At 65.6% G+C, this 15,074-nt stretch carries 16 protein-coding genes; 12 read left to right on the forward strand and 4 right to left on the reverse strand.

The features are described from left to right. Positions 1 to 31: 31 nt before the first annotated feature. The 10 genes from WAW17_RS06320 (at position 32) to WAW17_RS06365 (ending at position 9,028) form a co-directional block, all read left to right on the forward strand. Entirely contained in the window at positions 32 to 841 is an 810-nt protein-coding gene (locus tag WAW17_RS06320) for a TauD/TfdA dioxygenase family protein (RefSeq protein ID WP_422332147.1), read from the forward strand. After that, complete coding sequence (locus WAW17_RS06325) at positions 838 to 1,542, forward strand: SDR family NAD(P)-dependent oxidoreductase (protein ID WP_422332148.1); 705 nt, start codon at positions 838 to 840, stop codon at positions 1,540 to 1,542. The genes WAW17_RS06320 and WAW17_RS06325 overlap by 4 nt, the downstream gene beginning before the upstream one ends. A gap of 84 nt (positions 1,543 to 1,626) precedes the next feature. Continuing rightward, entirely contained in the window at positions 1,627 to 2,487 is an 861-nt protein-coding gene (locus tag WAW17_RS06330) for a mycofactocin-coupled SDR family oxidoreductase (protein ID WP_422332149.1), read from the forward strand. Positions 2,488 to 2,574: 87 nt separating this feature from the next. Continuing rightward, positions 2,575 to 2,766: a ferredoxin gene (locus tag WAW17_RS06335; protein WP_422332150.1), complete on the forward strand. Its 192-nt coding sequence runs from the start codon at positions 2,575 to 2,577 to the stop codon at positions 2,764 to 2,766. A 69-nt stretch (positions 2,767 to 2,835) separates the two neighbouring features. Beyond that, a complete protein-coding gene (locus tag WAW17_RS06340; protein ID WP_422332151.1) occupies positions 2,836 to 4,182 on the forward strand; it encodes a cytochrome P450 in 1,347 nt (448 codons plus the stop codon). A 56-nt stretch (positions 4,183 to 4,238) separates the two neighbouring features. Beyond that, positions 4,239 to 5,900, forward strand: coding sequence for a thiolase C-terminal domain-containing protein (locus WAW17_RS06345; RefSeq protein ID WP_422332162.1), 1,662 nt, complete (start codon positions 4,239 to 4,241; stop codon positions 5,898 to 5,900). Continuing rightward, a complete protein-coding gene (locus WAW17_RS06350; RefSeq protein ID WP_422332152.1) occupies positions 5,897 to 6,850 on the forward strand; it encodes an alpha/beta hydrolase in 954 nt (317 codons plus the stop codon). Before WAW17_RS06345 ends, WAW17_RS06350 begins: the two co-directional genes overlap by 4 nt. Then, positions 6,850 to 7,359 (forward strand): DoxX family protein, encoded by a 510-nt coding sequence (locus WAW17_RS06355; protein WP_422332153.1) that lies wholly within the window; start codon positions 6,850 to 6,852, stop codon positions 7,357 to 7,359. The genes WAW17_RS06350 and WAW17_RS06355 overlap by 1 nt, the downstream gene beginning before the upstream one ends. Before the next feature lie 41 nt (positions 7,360 to 7,400). Beyond that, positions 7,401 to 8,219, forward strand: coding sequence for an NAD(P)-dependent oxidoreductase (locus WAW17_RS06360; protein ID WP_422332154.1), 819 nt, complete (start codon positions 7,401 to 7,403; stop codon positions 8,217 to 8,219). Beyond that, the gene (locus WAW17_RS06365) at positions 8,216 to 9,028 is read left to right on the forward strand and encodes an NAD(P)-dependent oxidoreductase (RefSeq protein WP_422332155.1); all 813 of its coding nucleotides are present in this window, start codon (positions 8,216 to 8,218) and stop codon (positions 9,026 to 9,028) included. The genes WAW17_RS06360 and WAW17_RS06365 overlap by 4 nt, the downstream gene beginning before the upstream one ends. A 33-nt stretch (positions 9,029 to 9,061) precedes the next feature. Here the strand turns inward: WAW17_RS06365 and WAW17_RS06370 are convergent, their stop codons facing one another. The 4 genes from WAW17_RS06370 to WAW17_RS06385 form a co-directional block, all read right to left on the reverse strand. Next, a complete protein-coding gene (locus tag WAW17_RS06370) occupies positions 9,062 to 9,385 on the reverse strand; it encodes a hypothetical protein (protein ID WP_422332156.1) in 324 nt (107 codons plus the stop codon). Positions 9,386 to 9,444: 59 nt separating this feature from the next. Next, positions 9,445 to 10,206 carry an SDR family oxidoreductase gene (locus tag WAW17_RS06375; RefSeq protein ID WP_422332157.1) on the reverse strand — a complete coding sequence of 254 codons (762 nt, stop codon included), beginning with the start codon at positions 10,204 to 10,206 and terminating at the stop codon, positions 9,445 to 9,447. 45 nt (positions 10,207 to 10,251) lie between these two features. After that, positions 10,252 to 10,992 (reverse strand): SDR family NAD(P)-dependent oxidoreductase, encoded by a 741-nt coding sequence (locus WAW17_RS06380; RefSeq protein WP_422332158.1) that lies wholly within the window; start codon positions 10,990 to 10,992, stop codon positions 10,252 to 10,254. A 167-nt stretch (positions 10,993 to 11,159) separates the two neighbouring features. After that, positions 11,160 to 12,722 (reverse strand): acyl-CoA synthetase, encoded by a 1,563-nt coding sequence (locus WAW17_RS06385; protein ID WP_422332159.1) that lies wholly within the window; start codon positions 12,720 to 12,722, stop codon positions 11,160 to 11,162. A gap of 161 nt (positions 12,723 to 12,883) precedes the next feature. Here WAW17_RS06385 and WAW17_RS06390 point away from each other — a divergent pair, with 161 nt between their 5' ends. Together WAW17_RS06390 and WAW17_RS06395 are read left to right on the forward strand one after the other, a co-directional pair. Beyond that, entirely contained in the window at positions 12,884 to 14,155 is a 1,272-nt protein-coding gene (locus WAW17_RS06390) for an amidohydrolase family protein (RefSeq protein WP_422332160.1), read from the forward strand. A gap of 102 nt (positions 14,156 to 14,257) precedes the next feature. Further along, positions 14,258 to 15,019 carry an SDR family NAD(P)-dependent oxidoreductase gene (locus WAW17_RS06395; RefSeq protein WP_422332161.1) on the forward strand — a complete coding sequence of 254 codons (762 nt, stop codon included), beginning with the start codon at positions 14,258 to 14,260 and terminating at the stop codon, positions 15,017 to 15,019. Positions 15,020 to 15,074 lie beyond the last annotated feature (55 nt).

A 15,074-nucleotide genomic window follows, 5' to 3' on the forward strand; every position in this document is an offset into this window, starting at 1 on the left:
TATGGTTCTCGCATCCGGAAAGGAGATTCTTGTGATTGAGACAACAGCACTCAGCCCAGCCCTCGGTGTCGAGGTCACCGGCGTCGAAAGCCTCGACGACGACGCGGTGATCAGCCGGTTGGTGGAAGCACTGAAGTGGCGGGGCGTTCTGCTGATCCGCGGACTGAACCTCGACGACGAGGCCCAACTCGCCTTCAGCCGCAAACTCGGCCAGGTGGTGACACCGGCACCCGGTCAGGAGATCTTCACCGTCTCCCTCGACCCGGCAAAGACGCCGTCGGCCGAGTACCTGAAGGGCACCTTCAGCTGGCACATCGACGACACCTGCAATGACGTACCCGCCAAGGCGACCGTGCTCACCGCCCGGCACGTGGCGATGGTCGGCGGTGGCACCGAATTCGCCAGTACCTACGCGGCCTACGAGAACCTGCCCGAGCAGGAGCGCAAGCGCTACGAGGGCCTGCGCGTGTTGCACAGCTTCGAGGCCGCACAGCGGACGGTGAATCCCGATCCCACCGACGAGCAGCTCGCAATGTGGCGCCGGCTGCCCACCCACGAGTCGTCGTTGGTCTGGGACCGCCGGGACGGACGCAAGTCCCTCGTCATCGGTGCCACGGCCGACCACATCGTGGGCATGGACCCTGCCGAGAGCCGCGCGCTCCTCGACGAGCTCCTGGCCTGGACCACGCAGGAGCGCTTCTGCTACGCCCACGAGTGGGCGGTCGGCGATGTCGTGATGTGGGACAACACCGGCATGCTGCACCGCGCCCTGCCCTACGACCCGTCCTCGGAACGCCTCATGCGGCGCACCACGATCGCCGGTGACGAGGCGTGGGCGTGAAGACAGCCGTAGTCACCGGGGGCAGTTCGGGCATCGGCCGCGGTATCGCGGAGCGCCTGCGCAAGGACGGTTACCAGGTCGCCGTATTCGACCTCAGCCCGACCGACTCCGAGTACGAATACAAGGTCGACGTCACGGATCGGGCTCAGATCGATGCCGCACTAACCAAGGTCCGGACCGAGTTGGGCCCGGTCACGATCCTGGTCAACGGGGCCGGACTCGAGCTGCACAAGCGTTTCACGAACATCGATTTCGATACCTGGCAGCGGGTGATCGACGTCAATCTCCACGGCGTCTACCACTGCACCCAGGCCGTGCTGCCCGACATGCTCGAGGCGGGCTGGGGCCGGATCGTCAATATCTCCTCGTCCAGCACACACTCGGGCCAGCCGTTCATGTCGGCCTATGTCGCGGCGAAGTCGGCGGTGAACGGACTGACCAAGTCGCTCGCCCTGGAGTACGGCCCCAGCGGCATCACCGTCAATGCGGTGCCGCCCGGTTTCGTCGACACCCCCATGCTGCGCAGGTCCGAGGAGAAGGGCATGCTCGGCGGCACCGTCGAGGAGCACATCCAGCGGACCCCGGTTCGCCGGGTCGGCCGGCCCGAGGACATCGCCGCCGCCTGCTCCTTCTTCATCTCCGAGGAGGCGGGATACATCACCGGCCAGATACTCCCCGTCAGCGGCGGACGGAACACCTGAGGCCGGGGCTCGCCACACCGCATCGCACTGACGGACGAACGTGCGCGAGCTGAGCCGAAATCGACACCAGCGAAAGGAATTTCAGTGGGGCGTGTAGAAGGAAAGGTCGCGTTCGTCACGGGCGCCGCCCGCGGCCAGGGCCGCAGTCATGCGGTGCGGTTGGCCGAAGAGGGTGCCGACATCATCGCGATCGATCTCTGCAGTGATATCAGTGGCATCGGGTACCCGATGGCCACACCGGAGGATCTCGCCGAGACCGTCCGGCTGGTGGAAAAGCACAGTCGGCGGATCGTCGCCGTGCAGGGTGACGTCCGTGATCCCCATCAGCTGCGCTCGGCCGTCGAACGCGGTGTCGCCGAACTGGGGAAGCTCGACATCGTGGTCGCGCAGGCCGGTGTCGCCGGAATGAAGGGCGAACCCCAGATCGATGCCTGGTGCGCCGTGGTCGACACCAACCTCATCGGAACCATGAACGCCGTTCAGGTCGCGTTGCCGTATCTGACCGAGGGCGCCTCGATCATCGCCACCGGCTCCACCGCCGCACTCATGGACATCTCCAAGGTGGACGTCCCGGGCAAAGACCTCGGCGGAGTCGCGTATGTATTCTCCAAACGGGCACTCTCCCAGTACATTCACGAACTCGCGACGCACCTCGCTCCGCGCGGTATCCGCGCCAACGTGGTGCACCCGACGAACTGCAACACCGACATGCTGCAGAGTGAGCCGATGTACCGATCCTTCCGTCCCGACCTCGAGCACCCGACGCGGGCGGACGCCGAGCCCGCATTCGGGGTGCAGCAGGCCATGAAGATCCCCTATGTCGAGCCCGAGGACGTCAGTAACACCATCCTCTTCCTCGCCTCCGACGAAGCCCGCTACGTCACCGGCATGCAGATGCGCGTCGACGGTGGCGGCTACCTCAAGTGGTACGACTACCACGCCTGATCCACGTCCCCGCGGACCACCCGCGACCCGACGACATCGAAAAAATCTGCATACGAGACGAATTCACCGGCGACCAGGAGGAACAACGTGAAGGTGAAGGTAGACCCCGATCGCTGCCAAGGGCACACACTGTGTGCAATGGCAGCCCCACAGGTATTCGAGCTGAGCGAAATCGATGGCCACGCATCCGCCATCGACGGAGATGTCCCTGCCGACCTCGAAGAGAACGTGCGCGAAGCAGCCCGCTCCTGTCCCGAACAGGCAATCTCCATCTTCTGACGCGGCCGACCATCCGGATCGCTATTCACCTCGACGCATAAGACTCGAAGCATAAGAGAGGACAACGACATGAGCATTGACGATGTTGTCGCTGACGATAATCACAGAAAACCCGTATTCCAGTTCGACCGGCACGCGCCGGACTACCGCGACCGATTCCTGGACATAACCCAGGAAATGCAGTCGAAGTGCCCGATGGCCTGGTCCGACACCCACGGCGGCCACTGGGTCGCGGCTGGCAGCGACGAGGTCTTCGCGCTCGCGCGGTCGGCTGATATCTCGAACGATCACGATGTCAGGGGCGTGCGTCGCGGCTACAAGGGAATCATGATCCCGACCGCGATCAGGGCGTCCGGTGTTCGGGGCGGCATCCTGGAAATGGATGATCCCGAGCATCGCGAGTTCCGTGCGGTCCTCAATCCGTTCCTCTCACCCGCCGCCATCAAGAAGTGGATTCCACTCATCGACGAGGTGATCCGCGCGAGCCTCGACGAGAAGATCGAGTCGGGCAAGATCGACTTCATCGACGATCTCGCGAACATCGCCCCGGCGGTGATCACGCTGGCCATGCTGGGTATCCCGGTTGAGAAATGGAAGCTGTACTGCGAGCCGGCCCACGCCGCCATGTACACCCCGCCGGACTCACCCGACGTCCATCGGGTCGCGGAACTTCACCGAAACATGGGACTCGACCTCATGGCCACCCTCCACGAGATCCGGAACAATCCGCGCCCCGGCATGATCAGCGCGATCGCCCAAGCCACCATCAACGGCGAGACACCGGACGACCTGGAACTGCTCGGCGTGCTCAGCCTGGTCATCGGCGGTGGATTCGATACGACGACCGCACTCACCTCACACGCACTCGAGTGGTTGTCACAGAATCCCGACCAGCGCGAGTTCCTCAGTACCGAACGCGATTCCGTGCTGGACTCGGCGACCGAGGAGTTCCTGCGGTTCTTCTGCCCGACACCGGGTGACGGCCGCACTTTCTCTGCCGACGGCGAACTCAACGGTATCCAGTTCAAGGAGGGCGAACGTCTGTGGCTCTCCTGGGCGATGGCCAACCGGGATCCCAAGCTGTTCGAGGACCCGAACAACGTCGACCTCGAGCGAACGGGAAACCGGCACTTCAGTTTCGGGCTGGGAGTACATCGCTGCATCGGCTCGAACCTGGCCCGCACGGTGTTCAAGCGGACGCTGCTCGCGGTGCTCGACCGGATGCCGGACTTCGTCTGCGACCCGGAGGGCACGGTGCACTACGACTCCATCGGGGTCATCCAGGGTATGCGTCACCTCCCGGCGACCTTCACTCCCGGTCCGCGAATCGGTGCCGGACTCGACGAGACCCTCGAGAAGCTCCAGCTGATCCTCGACGAGCAGCAACTCGCCCAGCCGATCACGGCACAGAAGTAAGGATGCTGAAGTAAGTGGCTGATTCCGCGGTGGTCGATTCGGTGGGCGGGGACAAGGTGACCGAAGCGTCCGGGCGCCCCCTCCCCGAGGTGACCCGACAGAACCGTTTCTACTGGACGTCCGGCGCGGATGGCCGGCTACGGCTGCAGGAGTGTGAGTCGTGCTCGGCTCTCATTCATCCGCCACAGCCGGTCTGCCGGTACTGCCGAGAACATCAGATGGGTGTGCGCATCGTCTCCGGCTACGCCACTCTCATCGGATTCACGGTCAACCACCGCTTCAGCCCGCCGGGGATGCCGGCACCCTATGTGGTGGCCCAGGTGGCGATCGAAGAGGATCCGCGGGTTCGGCTGACGACCAACGCGATCGAATGCGATCCCGAGCAGCTCGAACTGGGCATGCAGATGGAGGTCGTCTTCCAGCAGGACGGGGATGTGTGGCTCCCGCTGTTCCGGCCGGTGGCCGGGCAGCCGGAGCTCGCTGCGCTGCCCGAGGACGAGCTCGATCCGGAACAGATCCGGTTGCACGTCCGCCCGATGGCTACCCGGGAGAAGTTCGAGGACAAGGTGGCGCTCAGCGGCATCGGCATGTCCGAGATCGGGCGCCGGCTGATGATGCCGCCGCTGTCGCTGACCCTGCAGGCCTGCGAGCGTGCGGTCGCGGACGCCGGTCTCACGATGGACGACATCGACGGCCTGGCCTCGTATCCCGGGGCCGGCCCGGTCGGCGGGTTCGGCGAAGGTGGAGTGAACGCCGTCGAGGCTGCGCTGGGTCTGAAACCGACCTGGTACAACGGCGGTATCGAAACCTTCGGTCCCGGAGGCTCGGTGATCGCGGCAATGCTCGCGGTCGCCAGTGGCCTGGCGCGCCACGTCCTGTGTTACCGGACCCTCTGGGAGTCCACGTACAGCGAGCTCATCCGCAACGGCGAGATCACCCCGCCCGGGGGCGGTCGCACAGCGAGCTGGATGGTGCCGTTCGGTGCCACCTCGGCCGCACACACCCTCGCCCAGAACGCGCAACGACATTTCCACCGCTACGGAACCAGCCGTGAGACGCTCGGATGGATCGCACTGAACCAGCGAGCCAACGCCGCGCTGAATCCGACGGCGATCTATCGCGACCCGCTGACGATGGACGACTATCTGTCGGCCCGGCCCATCACCACTCCGTTCGGGCTCTACGACTGCGACGTGCCCTGCGACGGCGCGGTTGCCGTCATCGTCTCCGCAGTGGACGCCGCCCGCGATCTGGCCAAACCTCCCGTCCTGGTGGAGGCCGTCGGCACGCAGATCATCGAGCGCATGGAATGGGATCAGAGCACACTGACCCACGAACCTCACGTCCTCGGGCCGTCGGCCCACATGTGGTCGCGTACCTCACTGCGTCCCGCCGATGTCGATCTGGCCGAACTCTACGACGGGTTCTCGTTCAACTGCCTGTCCTGGATCGAAGCCCTGGGGTTCTGCGGCATCGGCGAGGCCAAGGACTTCCTCGACGGCGGTAAGAACATCGCCCGAGACGGCGTGCTCCCCCTCAATACCCATGGCGGTCAGCTCTCCCACGGCCGCACCCACGGCATGGGCCTGATCCACGAAGCCGTCACTCAACTGCGGGGCGAAGCCGGGGCACGGCAGATTCCCGGCGCCCGGCTCGCCGTCGCCGCTACCGGCGGCCTCGCTCCCGGCGGTGCGATGCTCCTCCGGGTGGACTCGTGACCGTCCACTCCGACGCCCCCGCGGATTACGCACCTGTTTCGCAGATCGTCGAGGTCGACGGCATTCCGATGTCCGCATTGCTGGCCGAAGCTCGGCAACCCCGTGCCGTCATCGTCGCTCTTCATGGCGGAGCGACCGATTCAGCCTATTTCGACTGTCCGGGCCACCCCCGGCTGTCATTGCTACGGACCGCCGCGGGGCTCGGATACACCGTCCTCGCCCTCGACCGTCCGGGCTACGGCAGTTCCATGCCGTACCGAGACGAGCTGGCTGCTCCCCAGCGCCGGCTCGACCTGGCCTACGCGGCGGTCGAACGCCATCTCGGGTCACGCCCGCGCGGCGCAGGCGTCTTCCTGTGGGCACACTCGGTCGGCTGTGAGCTGGCCACCCGGATGGCAGCAGACGAGCGCGGCGCCGGACTGCTGGGCATCGAACTCGCCGGCACCGGCCGCGTACAGCACGCTGCGGCGCAGGCCATTCTGGGTTCGACGGGACAGAAGGCTTCGCCGAGTGACGTCTACGACCTGCTGTGGACCCCGACGGAGCTGTATCCGCCCGAGCTCGTCGGAGGAGCCTCCATCGCCTCCCGCACGCCCTCCTACGAAGGCGGCGTGACGGCGGCATGGCCGCGGGACAACTTTCCGGCTCTCGCCGCCGCGGTGCGCATACCCGTCCACTTCACCGCCGGCGATCATGAAAAGGTTTGGCGGAACGATCACGAGGCGCTGAACGACGTCGCGGCCATGTTCACCGCCGCTCCACGGGTCGAGCTCAACCACCAGGCCGACAGCGGGCACAATCTCAGCCTCGGGTACACGGCGACCGCGTATCACGCAAAGGTCCTGTCCTTTGTCGAGGAATGTATCCGCGCCCGTGCCGATGAGGAATTACCGTCCCGAAGAACTGAATTCGACAATGCCGTGCACGCAGCGGCAGGAGAGGTGAGCTGATGGACGCCACGGATGTTGCGCTGCTGCTCGTACGGTTGGTCGTGGGAGCAACCATGATTGCGCACGGATACAACCATTGGCGAGGCGGCGGCCGTATCGAGGGCACAGCCCGCTGGTTCAGCGGACTCGGTCTCCGGCAGGGCACGTGGCAGGCGTGGATGAGCGTGGTGACCGAGATCGGTGCCGGTGTTCTGCTCATCATCGGTCTGATCACACCCCTCGCATGTGCGGCCGTCATCTCGGTGATGCTCGTCGCGGGCATCCTCGCGCACCGCCCCAACGGATTCTTCGTCTTCAAGGAAGGCTACGAGTACGTCCTGGTACTGGCGGTCACCGCGCTGGCGCTCGCGATGCTCGGACCCGGACAGCTGTCACTGGACGACCTCGCCGACGTCGCCGTCGTCGGCTGGGCGGGCGGTGGAATCGCCCTGGGAGTGGCGGTGGCAGCGACCGCCGGACTGCTGGGCCTGTTCTGGCGACCGCAACCTCAGGACGCGGTAGCCGCATGATCACGCCGCATGATCACCATGGCCGAAACGGAGGACCACTGATGCGCGTCGGATTCATCGGACTCGGTAGCCAGGGTGCGCCCATGGCGCGGCGAATCGTCCATGCCGGTTACCCACTGACCCTCTGGGCGCGCCGCCCGGACGCACTCGCGCCGTTCGCCGATACTGCGGCCCAGTTCGCCGGGTCACCTGCCGAACTGGGCGCGGCCAGCGATCTCGTGTGCATCTGCGTGGTGAGCGACGCCGACGTGAGGGAGGTCGTCACCGGCGAGAACGGAGTGCTGGCGGGCATGAAGGAGGGCGGTGTGATCGCCGTGCACAGCACGGTGCACCCCGACACCTGCCAAGACCTGGCCGACAAGGCACGTGCTCACGGTGTCTCCGTGATCGACGCGCCGGTGAGTGGCGGCGGCGGAGCGGCCGCCGAAGGGCGCCTGCTCGTGATGGTCGGAGGCGAGGTCGAGGACTTCGAACGCTGCCGTCCGGTGTTCTCGATGTACGCGAATCCCGTTGTCCACCTGGGTGCCCTCGGAGCCGGGCAGATCACCAAACTCCTCAACAACCTGCTGTTCACGGCCAACCTCGCAACGGCTGCCAGCACTCTCACCCTCGGTAAGTCGCTCGGGGTCGACCCCGCGCGCCTCGGCGAGGTGATCTCCCACGGCACGGCGAACAGTTACGCGCTGGGCAGGATCGTCTCGGCCGGAGGCACACTCGAACGCATCGCCGCCCACGCCGGGACACTGCTGCAGAAGGACGTCGGGCTGGTCGCCGGCCTCGCTGCCGCAGCCGACGCACAGGCCGGCATCGTGCTCGACGCCGCCGATGCCACCCTCGCGCTGATGGACCATCCGCGATGACGCGCGTCGGATTCATCGGCACAGGCAGAATGGGCTTACCCATGGTGCTCCGGCTCGTCGAGTCGGGGTGCGAAGTTCGCGCACTGGGACGGTCGGACGAAACACGCAGGGCCATCACGGAATCGGGTGCAGAAGCACTCTCCGCCGTCACCGAGGTCGGTGCCGGCGCCGACGTCGTCCTGGTGTGTGTGTTCACCGACGAGCAGGTCCGGGAGATCTGCCTCGACAGCGAACTGCTCGCAGCGATGCCACGGGGATCCGCCCTGGTGGTACACACCACGGTGAGTCCCCGGACGATCGAGGAAGTCTCGAGTCACGCGGCGTCCTATGGCATCGATGTGATCGACGCCGCGGTCAGCGGCGGACCACACGACATCGCCGCCGGGCACCTGACCCTGTTCACCGGCGGTCCCGAGGATGCTGTGGCACGAATTCAGCCGGTACTGGAGAGTTATGGCGATCCGGTACTCCACGTCGGTCCGGCAGGCAACGGGCAGCGGGTAAAGCTGGTCAACAACGCCTTGTTCGCAGCCCAGATCGGATTGCTCGCCCAGGGCGCCGCGCTCGGCCGACAGCTCGGCATCGACGAGGCGACACTGCTGAACGCACTCCCCCACGGAAGCTCCGCCAGCCGCGTCATGGGAAACATCGCGGCGAGGGGCTCGGTGGCCTCATTCGTGAGCGCGGTCGGCGAATTCCTCGACAAGGACGTGGCCGTCGTCCGGAAGACCGTGGCCGAACTCGACGGCGACCTCGGCATCCTCGACGACGTCATCAACGCTCAGCGACCGGGCGGGCACATCGGATGACGTACCCGTCTAGGATCCTCGAACCGCGACGCGTCACCGCGGTTTGGTGTACTCCGATTGCACCTGCATGATGCGCATCTTCGGGATCGGGCCGAGGCTCAGCGCGTCGGACAGGTTCAGCTGCTTCGCCGCAGCGGCGGCGTGCACGTTTCGCTCCGCCTCGTGAGGATCGCCCTCCAGCTCGTAGAGCACGATGAACGGGCCGCCGTCGGCGGCGGCCGGGGCGAGGCGGGTGGCGCCGACGAACCCGTCGAGCGCCACCACCTCGGGGATGTGGATCTCCTCGTACCACTTGTTGAACTCGTCCACGCGGGTGGGATGCGAGGGGTAGGATTCGACGAACAGATAGTGCTTCACGGCTGCTCCTGTTGAAGGACGAAGGGGTGTCGACGGACGAAATGCATTGAGCTGCATGCTCAGACGCGAACTACCCAGCCGCCGTCGATGTTGAGGGTGTGGCCGGTGACCCAGTCGCTGCCCGACGAGACGAGGTACAGCAGACCGGGAATCAGTTCCTCCGGCTCACCGAAGGGGAACGGGATGGCGTGCTTGACCATCTCCTTCAGCTCCGGCGGCGACGCGATCGATCCCGCGTCGGTGTTGACCATGCCCGGCGCGATCGCATTCACGCGGATCCCGAAGGGCGCCAACTCGCGCGACAGCGACACCGTCATGCTGACCAGGCCGAGCTTGGTGATGCCGTACGCCTGCGCAGCCATGAAGGCGCCACTCGACGATTGGTTCACCACCTTGCCGTAACCGCGTTCCTTCATGTACGGCAGCACCGCACGCGTGCAGAGCAGGGGCCCGGTGAGATTGACGGCGAGGGTGCGATTCCAGAGGTCGAGGTCCATCGTGGTGAGCGAGCCCTGGCCGACCACCTCCGCCATCAGCCCGGCATTGTTCACCAGAATGTCGACGGAGCCGAAATGCTCGGCCGCCGCGGCGGCCATCTCCTTCGTGCTCGTCTCGTCGCGCACGTCGACGCGGACGGCGAGGGCGCGGTGACCCGCCGCCGTGAGTTCGCCGGCCGCTGCGGTGGCGGCATCGAGGTCGATATCGGCCAGCACCACGGCCGCGCCTGCCTCCGCGAGGCCACGCGAGTAGGCGCCACCGATTCCTCCGCCCGCACCGGTAACGATGGCAACCTTGTCTGCCAGGAGCGAACTATCTGTCATAATAAGCCCTTCGGATTTTGTTGCGGCACTGGGACATTGCAAAACTCAGACCTTGCGGGTGATTCCGCCGTCGACGCGGATGATGGCGCCGGTGGTGTAGCTCGACGCCGCGCTGGCGAGATGCAGCGCGAGGGGCGCGATTTCCTCGGGTCGCCCCATGCGTCGCATCGGCACGAACGGGGCGTCCTCGTCCGCACCCGGAGCCCACCCCTTGGAGAGATCGGTCAGGAACGGGCCCGGCAGGATCGAATTGACCCGAACACTCGGGGCGAAGGCGTCGGCGAGACCGACGGTGAGGGCATTGAGACCGGCCTTGGCGCAGGCGTAGGGCAGCTCCCGGACACTCGCGGTGAGCGAGCCTGCCGTACCGACGTTGATGATGGCGCCGCCGCCATGGGCAGCCATGTACGTGCCGGCGTGGACCGCGAGCCGGAACGGCCCCTTCAGGTTCACGGCGAGGGTCTTGTCGTACAGGTCCTCGGTCACGGCATCGAGGTTCTCGTAGAGCGGCGACAGACCGGCATTGTTGACCAGCACGTCGAGCCGGCCGAAATGCTCCAACGTCTTGTCGATCAACTCGTTGCAGTCGTCCCAGCGCCCGACGTGGCAGGCGACCGGGAGCGCCCGGCGTCCTGTCGATGCCTCCACCTCCTTGGCCGCGAGTTCGCACGAGTCGAGCTTGCGTGACGCGATGACGACATCGGCTCCGGCCTCGGCCAGGGTCTGCACGATTGCCCGACCGATTCCGCGCGATCCACCGGTGACAATGGCGACCTTGCCGGTCATGTCATGAAGGGCAGCAAAGTTATTCACCTCTGCATGATGCCAGAGCCGAGGCCGAATGGAAAGAGGTTTGTGCATTTTCGAGAATGATGCTCTCATCGATGTCCCGGGCCGCTGCTCACCCAGTGTGGACGCGAGATCTCGCTGGAGTCAGGGACATCCGGGCACAGTCAGATGACGCGGGAGTCGTGGCCGGCCCAGTAGCGATCGCGCAGCAAACGCTTGTAGAGCTTGCCATTGGGGTCGCGGGGCAGCTCGTCGACGAAGTCGATGCTGCGCGGGCACTTGTAGGACGCCAGTTCCGCGCGGCAGTAAGCGATCAGCTCCGCCGCCAGATCATCCTCGGCCGCAGCTGAATCGACGAGTTGCACCACCGCCGTCACCGACTCGCCCATCTCCTCGTCGGGTACACCGATCACGGCGACGTCGGCGACGGCGGAATGTCCGGCGAGGACATTCTCCGCCTCCTGCGGATAGATGTTCACACCTCCGGAGATGATCATGTGCGCCTGCCGGTCGGTGAGGTAGAGGTAACCCTCGTCATCGAGCCGCCCGATATCGCCGAGGGTCCGCCATCCCCTGTCGTTGGTGACCGACGCGGTCTTGCCGGGATCGTTGTGATACTCGAACGGGCGGCCACCCGCGAAATACACGACACCGATCCGGCCCGGTGGCAGCTCCTCGCCGTCCTCCCCCACGATATGGCATTCCTGCATGGGTCGGCCGACCGAACCGGGGTGGGCCAGCCACTCCTCCGGCGTGATCGTCGAGGCACCGACATCCTCGGTGCCCGAATAGTATTCGTGAATGATCGGCCCCCACCAGTCGAGCATCTGCCGCTTCACCGCGACCGGACACGGCGCCGCCCCGTGGATAGCGTTACGCAGACTCGACAGGTCGTATCGCGCTCGCTCCTCCTCCGGCAGTCGGAGCATCCGGACGAACATCGTGGGCACGAACTGTGCACTGGTGACGCGGTGCCGCTCGATGAGTTCGAGACAGCGGCGCGGGTCGAAGCTTTCCATCACCACGACCGTCGCGCCGAGGCGATGCCAGGACATCGAGAAGACCAGCGGCGAAGCGTGATACAGAGGCGCGGGTGACAGATAGACCGCGTCGGTCACCGAGTTGCTCACGAGTTGACCCCGAGCGATCTGCACGGGCGCGGCCGACGGGTCGCCGAACGGTGTCCCCGGCAGCGGCTTCCGCACGCCCTTCGGCCGCCCTGTGGTGCCCGACGAGTACAGCATCTCCCGCCCCTCGCACTCGTCGTCCAGTGGCGTCGACACCTCGCCCGCCAGCACCTCCTCGTACCGTTCGAAGCCCGCGAGGTCGCCGGTGGCCGACACCCGCACACGGATGCGCGCCAGGTCCAGTCCGGGGACCACATCGGCCGCCGCGGCGCTCGTCACGAGCGCGGCGGCTCCACAATCGTCGAGAACGTACTGCACCTCACTCGGACGCAGATGACGGTTGATCGCGGTGTAGTAGAGACCGGAACGCTGCGCTGCCCACGCAACCTCGAGGTAGGCGCTGTTGTTCTCCATGAGAATGGCGATGTGGTCGCCTGCCGAGAGCCCGCGCGAGCGCAACGCCCGGGCGAATTGCGTCGACCGGTGGTCCAGCTGCCCGTACGTCACGACCTCGCCGCTCGATCCCATCACGATCGCCGGCACGTCCGGCGCTCGACGGGCGTGGTAGCTCGGCGTCAGCGACGTCGTTGTTTCTGCCACGGAAGCACGCTCTCTTCTCCTCGGCGATATTTACCGCGATCCGGGGAGCACATCGCAGTATTGTCAGTACTGTAGATCTAGATTCTCGCTTTTGAAAGTAATATTCTCATTGTCGATCGGTGCCGCTTCCGGCATCTCTGCACAGCGCAGGAGAGGATTCAATGAACATTGACGACATGGTGATGGTCAGCATCGACGACCACGTGGTCGAGCCGCCCGACATCTTCGAGAAGCACTTCCCGAAGAGCCTCATGGACCAGGCACCCAAACTGACGATCCACCCGCGCAACCCCAACGTGCAGGCGTGGCTGTTCCAGGACACCGTGGTCGGTAGCTCCGGCCTGAACGCCGTCGTCTCCTGGCCCAAGAGCGAGTGGGGTATGGATCCCACCGGCTATGCCGAGATGCGCCCCGGTGTCTACGACATGAACCTGCGCGTGCGCGACATGGATGCCAACGGCACCCTGGCCGCAACCCTCTTCGCCACCTTCCCCGGCTTCGCGGGCACACACCTGGCGAGCCTGCCGGACAAGAAACTGTCCCTGGCAGCGTGCCGGGCGTTCAACGACTGGGTCGTCGGCGAGGTCCCCAGCACCTATCCGGGGCGCTTCATCCCACTCGGCATCATCCCGTTCTTCGACGTGGAAGAGTCGGTCAAGGAGATCCACCGACTCGCCGCGATGGGTTGCCGCTCCATCAGCATCCCCGAGACGCCCTACGGTGTGGGCGAGGGCTACCCCGACTTCAAGTCCGGCTACTGGGATCCGATCTTCAAGGCGTGCGTCGAGCACAACATCGTCCTCAGCCTGCACATCGGTGGCGGCTTCAGCCTGGTCAAGCGTCCCGAGGGCTTCAACATCGACGACATGATGGTCCTGACACCACTCATCTCGACGATTGCCGCCAACGACATGATGCTCAGTGGGGCCTTCCAGAAGTTCCCGGATCTCAAAGTTGCCATGAGCGAGGGTGGTGTCGGCTGGGTTGCGCCGTGGCTCGACCGTCTCGAACGCCATATCGTCAACCAGTCGTGGACAGGAATCAGCTTCCTCCCGAAAGGCATGACACCGAACGATGTGTGGCGCAAGAACTTCCTGGCGTGCTACATCACCGAGCCGAGCGGCCTGAACAACCGCAACCGCCTGGGGATCGACACCATTGCCTGGGAGTGCGACTACCCCCACTCGGATTCCACCTGGCCGAACTCGCCGGAGATGTTGATGGAGGAACTCGTCGCCGCCCAGTGCACCGACGACGAAATCGACAAGATCACCTTCGGTAACGTCGCCCGCTTCTTCGACTGGGATCCCTTCGCGCACATCCCGCGCGAACAGGCCACCGTGGGAGCACTCCGCGCCCGGGCCGCCGACGTCGACGTCAGCGAGACCTCCAAGGTCGAGTACCGCCGTCGTTACGAACTCGCCAACTCGTAGCAGACACGTAGCAGAGCGCTCTTCCCGATGATGCCCGCCAGCCCGGCGCCGGCGGGCATCGCACGTCCAGGGAAGTATCCCGAGAAGCGAAGGACCAACCGAATGCAGGGTTTGAAAGACAAGGTCGTCCTGGTGGCCGGCGCCGCCACGGGACTGGGCGCCGCCTCGGCGCAACGACTGGCGCAAGAGGGCGCCAGGGTCGTCGTCGGCGATCTGAACATCGACGGAGCGAAGGAAACCGCAAGCGCCATCCTCGCCGCCGGCGGTGAGGCCGTCGCGATGCAGTTCGACATCTCCGACGACGACTCGGTCAGGGAGTTGGTCGCATCCAGCGTGCGGACCTACGAAGGACTGGACGCCGTGCACATCAACGCCGGTGATATGGGCTCGGTTCCCAAGGACAGCAACATCGTCGACATCGACCTCGCGGTGTGGGACCGCACGATCGCGGTGAATCTGCGCGGACACATGCTCGTCGCTCGCCACAGCGTTCCCGAACTCCTCACACGCGGCGGCGGGGCGATCGTCTTCACCTCCTCGATCGCGTCCTTCACGGGCGATCCCCAGCGTCCCGCCTATTCGGCGACGAAGGCGGCCATCAACGCCCTGGCCCGCCACGTCGCCTCGAAATGGGGCAAGGACGGTATCCGTGCCAACGCCATCACCCCGGGTCTGATCCTCACCTCCGACATCCAGGAGGGAGCCGCACCGGAATTGCTGCAGGCCATGCTCGCCCGGACTCGGAGCCCGCGCCTCGGTCAGGCAGGCGACATCGCGAGCATGGTCGCCTACCTGATGTCCGACGAAGGCGCCTGGATCAACGGCCAGGCGGTCAACGTCGACGGCGGCACCGTCTTGCGCTGACCGGTCTTGCGCTGACCGGTCTTGCGCTGGCCGCTGGCTATTCGCCCAGCGACAC

The organism is Rhodococcus sp. (in: high G+C Gram-positive bacteria) (assembly GCF_049286785.1).
Lineage (GTDB): Bacteria > Actinomycetota > Actinomycetes > Mycobacteriales > Mycobacteriaceae > Rhodococcus_F.

Bases quoted from the DNA above. Each gene is read 5' to 3' on its own strand.
- WAW17_RS06395 (WP_422332161.1), top strand. From the start codon at position 14,258: ATGCAGGGTTTGAAAGACAAGGTCGTCCTGGTGGCCGGCGCCGCCACG.
- WAW17_RS06390 (WP_422332160.1), top strand. From the start codon at position 12,884: ATGAACATTGACGACATGGTGATGGTCAGCATCGACGACCACGTGGTC.
- WAW17_RS06375 (WP_422332157.1), bottom strand. From the start codon at position 10,206: ATGACAGATAGTTCGCTCCTGGCAGACAAGGTTGCCATCGTTACCGGT.
- WAW17_RS06365 (WP_422332155.1), top strand. From the start codon at position 8,216: ATGACGCGCGTCGGATTCATCGGCACAGGCAGAATGGGCTTACCCATG.
- WAW17_RS06380 (WP_422332158.1), bottom strand. From the start codon at position 10,992: ATGACCGGCAAGGTCGCCATTGTCACCGGTGGATCGCGCGGAATCGGT.
- WAW17_RS06360 (WP_422332154.1), top strand. From the start codon at position 7,401: ATGCGCGTCGGATTCATCGGACTCGGTAGCCAGGGTGCGCCCATGGCG.
- WAW17_RS06355 (WP_422332153.1), top strand. From the start codon at position 6,850: ATGGACGCCACGGATGTTGCGCTGCTGCTCGTACGGTTGGTCGTGGGA.
- WAW17_RS06340 (WP_422332151.1), top strand. From the start codon at position 2,836: ATGAGCATTGACGATGTTGTCGCTGACGATAATCACAGAAAACCCGTA.